Annotated in this window: 7 protein-coding genes and 1 pseudogene; 7 read left to right on the forward strand and 1 reads right to left on the reverse strand. The window is 58.8% G+C overall.

The genetic code is table 11. The features are described 5' to 3' along the window. Positions 1 to 381: 381 nt before the first annotated feature. The 7 genes and pseudogenes from VCB98_RS13025 (at position 382) to VCB98_RS13060 (ending at position 10667) form a co-directional block, all read left to right on the forward strand. The gene (locus VCB98_RS13025) at positions 382 to 2007 is read left to right on the forward strand and encodes a type I restriction-modification system subunit M (protein WP_346053258.1); all 1626 of its coding nucleotides are present in this window, start codon (positions 382 to 384) and stop codon (positions 2005 to 2007) included. Next, positions 1997 to 3325, forward strand: a complete 1329-nt coding sequence (locus VCB98_RS13030) for a restriction endonuclease subunit S (RefSeq protein ID WP_346053247.1) — start codon at positions 1997 to 1999, stop codon at positions 3323 to 3325. The genes VCB98_RS13025 and VCB98_RS13030 overlap by 11 nt, the downstream gene beginning before the upstream one ends. Then, complete coding sequence (locus tag VCB98_RS13035; RefSeq protein ID WP_346053248.1) at positions 3315 to 4016, forward strand: abortive infection family protein; 702 nt, start codon at positions 3315 to 3317, stop codon at positions 4014 to 4016. Before VCB98_RS13030 ends, VCB98_RS13035 begins: the two co-directional genes overlap by 11 nt. Continuing rightward, entirely contained in the window at positions 4013 to 4714 is a 702-nt protein-coding gene (locus tag VCB98_RS13040; protein WP_346053249.1) for a DUF3800 domain-containing protein, read from the forward strand. Before VCB98_RS13035 ends, VCB98_RS13040 begins: the two co-directional genes overlap by 4 nt. 603 nt (positions 4715 to 5317) lie before the next feature. Then, positions 5318 to 8398: a type I restriction endonuclease subunit R gene (locus tag VCB98_RS13045; RefSeq protein WP_346053251.1), complete on the forward strand. Its 3081-nt coding sequence runs from the start codon at positions 5318 to 5320 to the stop codon at positions 8396 to 8398. Positions 8399 to 8487: 89 nt separating this feature from the next. Beyond that, positions 8488 to 8814: a hypothetical protein gene (locus VCB98_RS13050; protein ID WP_346053253.1), complete on the forward strand. Its 327-nt coding sequence runs from the start codon at positions 8488 to 8490 to the stop codon at positions 8812 to 8814. A gap of 62 nt (positions 8815 to 8876) precedes the next feature. Next, positions 8877 to 10667, forward strand: a pseudogene (locus VCB98_RS13060) (GmrSD restriction endonuclease domain-containing protein). A gap of 49 nt (positions 10668 to 10716) precedes the next feature. Here the strand turns inward: VCB98_RS13060 and VCB98_RS13065 are convergent. Beyond that, a partial coding sequence (locus VCB98_RS13065; RefSeq protein ID WP_346053257.1) for a class I SAM-dependent methyltransferase occupies positions 10717 to 12449 on the reverse strand: 1733 nt, incomplete at its 5' end.

Below are 12449 nucleotides of genomic sequence, written 5' to 3' on the forward strand. Positions count from 1 at the left end.
CTGGCATCGGGAAAATGTTTACCACGGATAAATCAACTTAGAGAGTGAAAAGTGGATCAGGAGCGATACAAGCTATTCCGAAAGGCATTTCTGGCGCTCGTCCCCAAGGACGGCGCCACCATCGGAAACCAAGCCCTTCAGGATGCACTCCGAGAGCGTCTAGGTCGCCGATTCTCGGAGAAGGGGTACTGGGAGGCCCGTGATCAACTGATCGAGGAGGGCATATTGGCCAAGGGACGTGGACGGGGCGGCTCCGTCTATCGTGTCCAGTCACCCGACTCGACTCAATCCGGACAGCAAGAAAGGAAAGATGGCCCTGTGAAAGTGAGTAAAAAGAAGGCCGTGAAAAAGGCAAGCAAGAAGACGCGAAAAAAGAAATCCATAGTAAGCGGCTCGACAACAGAACTGGGCGTGGACCCTGAAGCGCTCTGGCAGGCAGCCGATAAGCTACGCGGTTCCATCGACGCAGCCGAGTACAAGCATGTGGTCCTCGGCCTGATCTTCCTCAAGTACATCTCCGATGCCTTCCAGGCCCGGCGCGCGACGCTGGCGAGGGAGCTGGCCGCTGACGGCATCAAGGGAGCACAGGCCGAATCCCTGCTGGAGCAGCGCGACGAGTACACCGCCGAAGGCGTGTTCTGGGTGCCGCAACAGGCGCGTTGGGAAAAGATCCAGGCCCAGGGCAAGACGCCCAACATTGGCAAGCTGATCGACGACGCCATGTACGCCATCGAGCAGGAAAACCCCAAGCTCAAGGGCAAGCTGCCGCGCGACTACGCCCGGCGCGGCATCGCGCCTGAACGCCTGGGCGGGCTAATCGACCTGATCGGCTCCATGACCATCGGCTCTGACGAGGCCCGCGCCACGGATGTGCTCGGCCGGGTCTACGAATACTTCCTCGGCAAGTTTGCCGCCGCCGAGGGCAAGCTGGGCGGCGAGTTCTTCACCCCGCGTTCGGTGGTGCGGCTGCTGGTGGAGATGATCGAGCCCTACGAAGGCCGCGTCTACGACCCTTGTTGCGGCTCCGGCGGCATGTTCGTGCAATCGGAGAAATTCACCCAGGCCCACGGCGGCAACCAGCGCGACATCTCCATCTTTGGCCAGGAATCCAATCCCACCACATGGCGGCTGGCGCACATGAACCTGGCCATCCGCGGCATTGAGGCCAACCTGGGGGCGAAGCCCGACAGCAGCTTCACTCGCGACCTGCACCCCGATCTCAAGGCCGACTACATCCTCGCCAATCCGCCGTTCAACATCTCCGACTGGTCCGGCGAGTTGTTGCGCGATGATGTCCGCTGGAAGTTCGGCGTGCCGCCCACCGGCAACGCCAACTACGCCTGGATTCAACACTTCATCCACCACCTGGCCCCGCCGAACGGCCGCGGTGGTGGCATCGCCGGCTTTGTCATGGCCAACGGCTCGCTGTCCAGCAACAGCTCCGGCGAGGGTGATATCCGCAAGGCGATCATCGAGGCCGACCTGGTGGACTGCATCGTTGCCATGCCCGCCCAGCTTTTTCTCACCACCGGCATCCCCGTGTGCCTGTGGTTCATCAGTCGCGACAAGACGGGCCGCAACATTCGCCACGGCGGTCGCGACCGCCGCGGCGAGACCCTGTTTATCGACGCCCGCCAGATGGGCACCCTGCAAACTCGCGTGCTGCGCGTGCTTTCCGGTGCCGATGCCGAGGGCGACCCGCCGCCGGACAGCGACATCGGCCGCATTGTGCGCACCTACCACGCCTGGCGCGGTGAAGAGGGTGCCGGCGAATACGCCGACGAGGCCGGTTTCTGCAAGGCTGCCACACAGGAGGAAATCGCCAAGCACGGCCATGTGCTCACCCCCGGCCGCTATGTCGGTGCCGCCGCCGTTGAAGACGACGGCGAACCCTTCGAGGACAAGATGCAGAGGCTCGCTGCGGATTTGCACGCGCAGTTTGCTGAGTCGGATGCGTTGGAGGAGCGAATTAAAGCCAATCTGGAGGGGTTGGGTTATGGCGGATGATGCTTGGATGCCGACGACTTTAGGGAGAGATTCGGATCTATTGACCGGCTATCCATTTAAGAGCAGTCAATACACTAATGATCGAAATGGAATAAAGCTTTTGCGCGGCGACAACATAGCGCAAGGGCAACTTCGGTGGACGAATGTTAAACGATGGCCTGGCAACAAGGTGGAGGGGCTTGAACGCTATTTCTTAGAAGATGGCGATATCGTTCTCGCAATGGATCGGCCATGGATTGATGCGGGATTGAAATACGCTGCAGTAAATCAAAATGATCTGCCAGTGCTACTTGTTCAACGAGTCGCTAGGCTACGGGGCGGGGCCGACCTGGATGTTGGATTTTTGCGCTATTTAGTGGGGTCCAATGAGTTTACCCATCATGTATTAGGTGTCCAAACTGGGACCGCCGTTCCCCATATTAGCGGCGCCCAGATAAAGGAATTTGAATTCCTACGTCCGCCGCTTAAAGAACAACGCGCCATCGCCGACATCCTCGGCACCCTCGACGACAAGATCGAACTCAATCGCCAAATGAATCGCACGCAGGAAGCCATGGCGCGGGCCATCTTCAAGGCCTGGTTCGTGGACTTCGAGCCGGTCAAGGCCAAGGCCGCCGGCGCCACAAGTTTTCGCGGCATGCCCCAGGCCGTCTTCGACCAGCTTCCCGACCGTTTCACCGACACCGAACTGGGGCCGGTGCCGGAGGGGTGGGAGGTTGTGCCTTTGTCTGACCTTGTTGAGCTAATTGGTGGTGGAACGCCAAAGCGCAAGGAGGCGGAATACTGGGGCGGTGATATTCCCTGGTTTAGTGTGCGAGATGCACCGAATGATGGCGACATTTGGGTGATCGACACACAGGAAAAAATAACTCAGGCAGGCGTTGATAATAGCTCTGCAAAAGTCATGGATGCAGGGACTTCGATTATCTCTGCGCGCGGTACAGTTGGTCGGCTGGCAATGGCAGCTGTCCCCATGAGCATGAATCAGTCTTGTTATGGCGTGACCGGAAAGGAGGGTGTGGGCGATTTCTTTGTGTATTTCACGCTAAACCATGCGGTTGTTGAGCTTCAGCAACGAACTCATGGGTCGGTTTTCGACACGATTACCCGGAAGACATTTGATGGGTTGCGTCGTGCGCGGCCACAGCCGCAAATACTCGAAGCTTTTGAAGAAGTGGTTGGCGCTTACTTATTGAAGATGCGAGGGAATTTGCTAGAAAGCGAGGTGCTTTCCGCGGTACGCGACACCCTGCTCCCCAAACTGATCTCCGGTGAACTTCGCGTCGCCGACACCGAAGGGGGTGCCGATGCCGGCTGAGTACGGTACCCCGGGATTCCAGCTCACCGCCTGCCGGGAGTTGCTGGACGCCCATCCGGAGTCGCTGCGCATCCGCGAGCAGGTGGAGGCATTGGAGGAGGCGATGCCGGATCGCCCTGGCGTGGTGGTCACGTTCTGTCGCACCATTATCGAGACCACCTGCAAGACCATCCTCACCGACCGCAGCGTGCCGGTGGATGCGGGCTGGGAAGCTCCGAAGTTGGTTGCCGAGGCGATGAAGTACCTGAACCTTGGCCCGAGCGAGGACGGCGGCGTGGATGCAAAGCTGCGCAGCGGGGCCGAGTCGCTGGTGCGGGGGCTGAACCAGATCATCAGCGGCGTAGTGGAGATCCGCAACGCCCACGGCTCGGCTGCCCATGGGGCCGATGCCTACGAGCCCCTGCTGGACAGTCGCTACGCAGAGATTCTGGCGCGCTCAACGGATGCGGTGGTGGGTCTACTGTTTCGCACGCACCTGCGATCACCCACTCGCGATCCGCTGTCGCGCTTTGCGTATGGTGAGCATCCCGATTTTGACGAGTATATCGACAATGACCACGACCCTTTCATGGTGTTGGATATTCCATTGATTGCCAGTGAGGCGCTCTATCGGACGGACTTCCAGGCCTATCGGGCGGCGCTGGTACAGTTCAAGCAAGACCAAGCAGAAGCCAGTGAGGATCAGGAATGAAATTCGATGTCTATTGTGATGAAAGCCACCCTGACCTGCTGGGCTCCCAGCATCCTCAGGGGCAGTTCATGGTTATCGGCGGACTCTGGCTTCCTACCTCTGAGCGCGAAGCATTCAAGGCTGAAATTCACCAGCTACGAGATCGGCATCGGATTGGAGGCGAGTTCAAATGGCAAAAGGTATCGCCATCTAGGGAGGTCTTTTATCGGCAGCTCGTCGAGTGGTTCCAAGGCAAGGGCGATCAACTTCGGTTTCGCTGTATAGCGGTGGATCACAGTCAGGTCGATCTGAAACTGTATCATGAGGACGACCAGGAACTTGGATTCTACAAATTCTATTATCAGCTCCTGCATCACTGGATACTGGATTTCAACGAATACAATATTTTTGTGGACTTCAAGAGCAATCGGCGGCGCGACCGTCTCCATGTGCTGCGCCGATGCCTAGACTATTCCAATTTGTCGTCCGAGGTAAATGAAGTCCAGGCAGTCAGGTCCGAGGAGTCTGTGCTGATCCAGATGGCCGATGTGCTTACGGGAATGGCTGCGTATCGCCTCAATGATCGCGTGCGTGAAGGTAGCGCCAAATCGCAAGTTTTGCGACATTACGAAGAGCTGTTCGGCCAACAAGTTGGGCCCACGTTTAAGGGGGAGGAAAAGTTCAATGTCTTCAGAATCGACCTGGCCGGGGGTTGGTGATTTGTGGCTTATCCCCCTCTGCTTCAATTGGCTGATGAAACGGAATTCAGGGCCCACTTTGAGGCAACCTATTGTTGTGGCCCGATCAGGTCTTTCGATGGCATCGAAGTCCGTTTTCGCAAACGGGATTTTGATCATTGCTGCTTCGAGTCATCTCGTCGGAACGGGGTCAAGGATTTATTTTCTTGGCAGCGGGCCCAAAGACTCGATTGGATTAAGGCCGCGTTGCAGGATCCGAGCAGCGAGTGTTATCAGGGCTGGGACAAGAAGCGAAAGCGGTATGACGGTAGGCGCAGGGTGACCGTTGTGATGGGCAACTATGTGGTTGTCATTGCATTGAAGGGTAACGGTCGGGCGGACTTCGTAACGGCATTCCTGGCCGATACTCCCGCGGCGCCGGGGAGACCGTCAACAGTAGATATGATCAGGATGGGGCCGAAATGGACATAAAAAAACCGCTGATTTGCCAGGCTGGCTCAGCGGGGGCCTTTGTAGGTTCTGCTGCCGCTGGCAGAGAACACCGCGAATGATGGTGGTTGCAGGCCGAATTGTCAAGTAATGGCGCGCGTGCGGTCACCAATACCCATTGGCACGGTGAAAATGATGACAAAAGCCATTTCAGAGCAACAAGTTGAGAAGGCAGCGCTGGGCTGGTTCGAAGCCCTGGGTTTCGACACCGCCCGCGGCGCGGACCTTTCGCCCGGTGCAGAGTCGTCGCAGCGGGGCAGCTTTGAGCAGGTCGTTCTGGAGCCTCGTCTGCGTTCGGCCCTGCACCGTATTAACCCAAACCTACCCGACGATGCCATTGAGCAGGCGGTACGGGTTGTGATGCGCCCTCCGGAGCCGATGCTGGAGCAGAACAATCGCTGGTTGCAACGGCTGTTGTGCGATGGCGTGGATGTGGAATACCGCACCGCCTCGGGGGAGACCCGTGGCGATAAGGCGCAGCTGCTGAGTACCGAACAGTTCGCGGAAAACAACTGGCTAGTGGTGAATCAGTTCACCGTCCAATGCGGTAATGCCACCCGGCGGCCGGACCTGGTGGTGTTCGTCAACGGCCTGCCGCTGGGGGTAATCGAGCTCAAGGACCCCACCAACGAGCGGGCGGACCTGTGGACCGCGTACCGGCAGTTGCAAGACTACAAGGAAAACATACCGACCCTGTTCACCTACAACGCGCTGCTGGCCATCAGCGACGGCGACCGCACGCGGGTGGGTTCGCTGACCGCCGGCGCCGATCGCTTTGCGCCTTGGCGCGCCACCGACACTGATCGCACGCCGGGCGAGCCGACGCTGGAGACCTTCATCAAGGGTCTGTTCGAGCCGGGTGCCTGCATCGACTACCTGCTGCACTGCGTGACCTTTGAAGAAGACGAACGCAGCGGCGCGATCATCAAGATGGTGGCGACCTACCATCAGTTCCGTGCCGTGCGGCGGGCGCGGGCTTCGGTCAAGAAGGCCCTGAAAGCCCCCGCCGGGCAGGGCGACGGGCGCGGCGGGGTGATTTGGCATACCCAGGGCTCGGGCAAGAGCCTGACCATGCTGATGCTGGCCGGGGCACTGATTGGCGATGAAAAACTGGTCAACCCGACCATCGTGGTGGTCACCGACCGTAACGACCTGGACGGGCAGCTCTTCGGTACTTTCGCCGCTGGCCGCGCCCTATTGCGTCAGGTGCCGGAGCAGGCGGAAAGCCGCGAGGATCTGTCGGCCAGACTCAATCGCGCCTCCGGCGGGGTGGTGTTCACCACCATTCAGAAATTTGAGGAGCGCGGTGCCGCGGTGAGTGAGCGCGCCAATATCGTGGTGATGGCCGACGAGGCTCACCGCAGCCAGTACGGTTTTCTCGACGGCGGCGCGCGCTGGATGCGCGATGCCATTCCCAACGCTACCTTTGTCGGCTTCACCGGCACGCCGCTGGAGAGCGACGACAAGAGTACACCGGCGGTGTTTGGCGACTATGCCGATATCTACGACATCCGCCAGGCGATCAATGACGACGCCACGGTGCCGATCTTCTACGAGATGCGGCTGGTTAAGTTGGTGCCGGACGAGCAGGGAGTGCGTGAGGCGGAGGAAGAGCTCCAGGTGCGCCTTGCGGCAGAGGCCGACAAGGAAGGGCAGGAAGCGGCGCCCCATATACGGGTGCCACTGGAGCAACTGGTGGGTGCGCGAGAACGCCTGCAGCAAGTGGCACAACAGATCGTTGAGCATTTCGAGCAGCGTCGTCAGGTGATTGAGGGTAAGGGGATGGCGGTGTGCATGAGCCGCCAGGTCTGCATGGATTTGTACGACGAGATCATTGCACTGCGCCCGGACTGGCACGCCGATGATGACGAGGCTGGCTTTATCAAAGTGATTATGACCGGCTCGGCGTCCGAAGGAGAACGGGTGATGCAGCACTCGCGGAGCAAGGCCCGTCGAGACGCACTGGCTCGCCGCTACAAGAACCCGGACGATGAATTGCGCCTGGTGATCGTGTGCGATATGTGGCTGACCGGCTTCGATTGCCCGCCCATGCACACGATGTATCTGGACAAGCCGCTGGCCGGCCACAACCTGATGCAGGCCATCGCCCGTGTGAACCGGGTGTTCGGGGACAAGCCAGGCGGCGTGGTGGTGGATTTTCTCGGTATTGCCGATCAACTGCGGGATGCGGTGCAGACCTACACCCAGGCCGGCGGCGAAGGCAGCCCGGTGGAAGACATCCAGAACGAGGCCGTGCCCCTGATGGAGCGCCAGTTTGAGGCCCTAAAGGATTTCTTCAACGGCCTGGATTACAGCGGCTTTGCTGGCGGCGACGAGGGGGCGCAGACCCGGGCCTTGACCGCCGGCGCCGATTACATTTTCGAGCAACCAGACGGCAAACAGCGCTTCATGAACATGGTGGCGGGCCTCTCCAAAGCATTTTCGCTGGCCGTGCCGCGCCCCGAAACCGAAGCCATCCGTGACGACCTGGCCTATTTCCAGGCCGTACGCGCCGCTATCCGCAAGCGACTGGCCGACGACGGCCCGCCGCCGGCTCCAGATAATCGGGCCGCAGTGCGACAGGTACTTTCGGGGGCCATTGCCTCGGACGGTGTGATTGACCTATTTCAAGCCGCCGGACTCGGCGGACAGGATGTGGGTATTCTCTCCGAGGAATTCCTCGGCCAGCTCGCGGGCATGCCACAGAAAAACCTGGCGTTGGAGACATTGCGAAAGTTGTTGAATGATCAAATCCGCAGCCGCGAGCGGGTCAATATTGTGCAGTCTCAGGGCTTTCGCGAATCGCTGGAGGCCGTACTGACGCGCTACACCAACCGTGCCATCACCACCGCCCAGGTGATCGAAGAGCTGATCGGCCTGGCGCGTACCATCCGTGACGCCGTGCATCGCGGCGAGGAAACTGGCCTGTCGGAAGACGAACTGGCCTTCTACGACGCACTCGCAAGCAACAAATCCGCGCGCGAAGTCATCGCCGATGACACCTTGCGGAAGATCGCACATGAGCTCGCGGATCGTATAAAGGCAAAAGCGACACTGGACTGGACTCAACGAGATACGGTCCGCGCCGATATGCGTCGAACCGTGCGGCGACTATTGGCCAAGTATGGTTATCCGCCGGACGCACAGGAAGCGGCGACCAACTTGGTGATTCGTCAGGCAGAGTTGATGGCGGAGAGCGCAGTCGAACAGACATAACGACACTCTGATAATAGGTATTAACCGGTATGCGGAGTTTGTCCCGGCCGTACTGGTACCTGGGTTTTCTGTTCAATTCGGAGAAGAAAATGAAGCGACTGGCCTTTATTATTCTGATTTTAATGTTTGTATCTGCCTGTGCAGGATACGCCCCTATTAATACATCAGCGTTTGAATTGGGCGCGTCAAAGACTGAAGTCCAAGCGCGAGCGGGAGGGCGGTTAACTCCCGTCGGTTCTAAGCGATATGGCGATGATGCTGTTGAAGTACTGGAGGCGTCTCGAAGAAGCCATTGGGATAGCAGCGTTGTCGAACGCTATTGGCTGTATTTTGTTAACGATGAGCTCGATCAGTGGGGTCGCCCCGGCGATTGGGAGAAAGAAGCAGACGAGATTATTGATGTCAGATATAGATAGTTAGGTGAGTATTCGAATAGGGTCTCTATAGCCCATCGACTGAAGCAGGCGGGAGTGAATTAATGGCGAAATACGAGGTGAAACAAACAGCCGTCAGCCAGGTCTTGGCCGATGTCCGCAGCGACAAGATCGCGATCCCGGAGCTGCAGCGCCCCTTCGTGTGGAAGACCTCCCAGGTCCGCGATCTGATGGACTCCCTCTATAACGGTTATCCGGTCGGATACTTGATCACCTGGCAATCCGTTGGAGCGAAGCTGAAGGGTGGTGAGGTGGCCGCGCATCAGCAGATTCTCATTGACGGTCAGCAGCGAGTGACGGCGCTGCGGGCGGCGATTGCCGGGCAGCCGGTTGTCGGAAAGCAATATCAAAAGCGGAATATTGCGATCGCTTTTAATCCAAACACGGAAGAGTTTGCCACTCTGACGCCTGTTATTCGAAAAAATAGGCAGTGGATACACGATATTAGCGAGTTCTTCTCGGGTGGAAGCCAGTTGACCTTTCTTCGGAATTATTTTGATAAGAATCCAGATGTAGACGAAAAGAAGATTGAAGCCTCTGTGACGAAATTGGCTGCAATCGAACATGCGCAAGTAGGCGTGATATAGCTTGCGGATGATCTGGATGTTGAAACTGTGGCGGAAATTTTCGTCCGTATCAACGCCAAGGGTGTGCCGCTCTCCAGCGCGGATTTCGTAATGAGTAAGATTGCGACCTATGGTGATGAGGGGCGGAATCTTCGGAAGCTTATTGACTATTTTTGCCATCTGGGCATCGCGGGGCATGCCTTCGAGGACATCCAGAAGAATGACAAAGAGTTTGCCGCTACCGACCATATCAAAAAGATTGAGTGGCTCAGTAAGCAGTCTGATGAGTTGTTTCAGCCGGAGTACACGGATGTGATCCGCGTCGCCGGGCTGGTTGGTTTTAGTCGTGGTAAGGCAGGGGCGATCGTCAGCGAGCTCTCCGGACTCGATCCCGAAACCCGCAGAATCGATGAGTCCAGAATTCCTGGTGCTTACGAGAGATTCGGGAACGCGCTGGATGAGCTAGTACGGAAGACGCATGTTGAACGATTCGTAATGATGCTCAAGTCGGTGGGGTTTATCGATGCCAGCATGATTGGTTCCAAGAACGCGTTGAACTTTGCTTATGCGTTATACCTTCGATTGCGCCAGAATCCGGATATGTCGGAAGGTGAGAGGACGAAGATCGTCAAACGCTGGTTTGTTCTTTCGCTATTGACCGGGCGGGCGACTGGTAGCTTCGAGTCGACATGGGAGACGGACCTGAGACGAATAAAGGAGCAAGGCGCTGAAGAGTACTTGAGGGTACTTGAGGAATCCGAGCTTGGGGATGGCTACTGGAACGTGGCCTTGCCTCAAGAGCTTAATACACCGAGTAAACGGAGCCCTGTATTTCAGATCTATCTAGCCGCTCGGGTGAGCAAGGGTGGGCGTGGGTTCCTCTCGAAGTCCACTGGTGTTGCCCATATGATTGAAGGCCATGGCGACTTGCATCATATCGTGCCAAAGAATCACTTGATTAAGAATGGCTTCCCAAAACAGGGCGATTACAATCAGGTAGCCAACTTTGCATTGACGGAAACGCCGATCAATATCCGAATCAAAGATTGTCCGCCCAAGGAGTACATGGCGTGGATGTCTGAACAAATATCGACTGGCGTGATGCAGCTAGGCGAGATTACGGATGAGGCCGATCTAGAGAATAACCTCAGAGAGAACGCGATCCCCGGCTTCATCAGCGATGTTACCGCCGACAATTACCTGGAGTTTCTCGAAGCCCGACGACATCTGATGGCCGAGATGATCCGAGAATACTACGAAGCGCTCTAACGAATATTGGTGAGCGGCATCGGCAATCGAAACAGCAGAAGGCAATGTTTTATTCTTGTGACCACTCCGGCACCTGCTGATCCTGCCTCAACCGTATCCGCCTGAGATTGGCGGCATCGAATATCTGAATCAGGGAGTCGTTGCGTATTGGCTCAGGTGTGGGCAGGGTTGCCCGCGCTTCGCCGTGGAAACGCTCCGTGAGTAGCGGCTTGGATTCCCTGCAGTATCCCTGTTCCCACCAGTTGATGATTCGTTCTTCGGCGGCCTGGAAGGTTTCGGCGCTGGGGAGGCGGGCGCTTTTCTGGTTGTTGGTGGCCCGGTGGGCGGGCATGAGGTTCCAGAGGTCGTCGCAGGGCCAGGCGGACCAGGGGAAGCAGTGGTCGATGTCTAGGTTGTTGGGGGTGAGGCGTTTCTTGCTCCAGACGCAGTGCAGGGGGTGGCCAGCTTCGATGAGTTGGAGGGCCTGTTCTCGGGCGAGGCCGACATCCCGTTCGGGGTCGGACCAGTGCATGGCCTGGGTGAGAGCGAGTTCGTTCAGTGGTTTGCCCTGTCGTTCGCTGTAGTCGGCGATCAGGCGCTGCCATTCGGTGATAATGGCGGGTTCGATCCAGACGCTGAAGCGTTGCAGGGCCTGCCAGAGCCTGGCGGGGACGGTCAGTTCGCCGAAGTGCCAGAGGTAGGCTTCATCCAGGGTGATGCCGGCCTGGGGGCGCTGTAGGCGGAAGGGGGTGGCCTTGAGTACCTGGGCGCCGTTGGGATAGGTGGTGTAGTGGACCGGCTGCTTGATGATGGTGTCGCGGATGTCGCGCAGGGCTTGGTGAATGGCGTGGCTGTCGGCCGGCGAGAAGCGGGTGCCGATGCGCAGGTCCAGTGCGGAGTGTTTCAACAGCGCCTGGAAGGGTGCCTTGACGAAGGCCAGGCCGCGGCCGTCGCGGGTGTGGGGCATCTGCGGGAAGCCACCCTTGATCAGGGGGTGGTAGAGCCGCGCCCAGACCAGGGCGACCAGGCCCATGGGCAGGCTGACGGTGTCGTCCTCGTTGTGGCGGGTGAGGCCGTCGGCGCTTTCGGCGATGCGACACAATGTTCTTAAGAGCGCCAGCTTGTAGGTGGAGGACTTGGCATCGTTGAGCACGATATGACGGATCAGCGGCAGGGCGCCGGTGCCGTCGTCCGGAAGGCGGATGGCGAGCTGATCCCAGTGGATGCCTTCGCGGCCGCCGGTATCCGGTACGCCGATCTCCCGCTTTTCGATGAAGGCCCCGTGGGCGCGGGCCAGGCGCTCGATTTCCTCGCTGCTGACCGGGTACATGGCCCGTTCGGGGTCGGCGGGGCCGTGGCGCAGGGTGATGGCCAGCAGGCCGCCGGGTTTGAGCAGGGCGGTGAGCTTGCGAAAGGCGCGGGCGCGCCGGTTTTCCGGCAGGTGCATCCAGACGGCGCTGACGAGAATCATGTCGAACTGTAGGCCCAGGCGTTCGGTGGCCTTGAGGCCGGGGAGGCGGTCGTCGATCCAGCGGATTCTGGGGTGGGGGTGTCGGCGCTGGCCTTCTTCGCGCAGGGCGCGGGTGGGCTCAGCGGCGACCACTTCGTGGCCGCGTTCGGCCAGCCAGGCGGCATCGCGGCCGGAGCCGGCGCCGATGTCGAGGATGACTGAGCCGTCCGGTTTCGGCAGTAGGTAGAGCAGCCAATTATGGACTTCGGCGAAGTCCAGCTGCTCGTATTGCTCGGCGACGGTCTTGCCGTGGCGCTGGTACCAGTCCGTTGGGTCGTTTCCGCTCATGGGGC

This window comes from Natronospira elongata (assembly GCF_034931365.1).
GTDB classification, from domain to species: Bacteria; Pseudomonadota; Gammaproteobacteria; order Natronospirales; family Natronospiraceae; genus Natronospira; species Natronospira elongata.

Bases quoted from the DNA above. Each gene is read 5' to 3' on its own strand.
- VCB98_RS13040 (WP_346053249.1), top strand. From the start codon at position 4,013: ATGAAATTCGATGTCTATTGTGATGAAAGCCACCCTGACCTGCTGGGC.
- VCB98_RS13035 (WP_346053248.1), top strand. From the start codon at position 3,315: ATGCCGGCTGAGTACGGTACCCCGGGATTCCAGCTCACCGCCTGCCGG.
- VCB98_RS13030 (WP_346053247.1), top strand. From the start codon at position 1,997: ATGGCGGATGATGCTTGGATGCCGACGACTTTAGGGAGAGATTCGGAT.
- VCB98_RS13045 (WP_346053251.1), top strand. From the start codon at position 5,318: ATGACAAAAGCCATTTCAGAGCAACAAGTTGAGAAGGCAGCGCTGGGC.
- VCB98_RS13050 (WP_346053253.1), top strand. From the start codon at position 8,488: ATGAAGCGACTGGCCTTTATTATTCTGATTTTAATGTTTGTATCTGCC.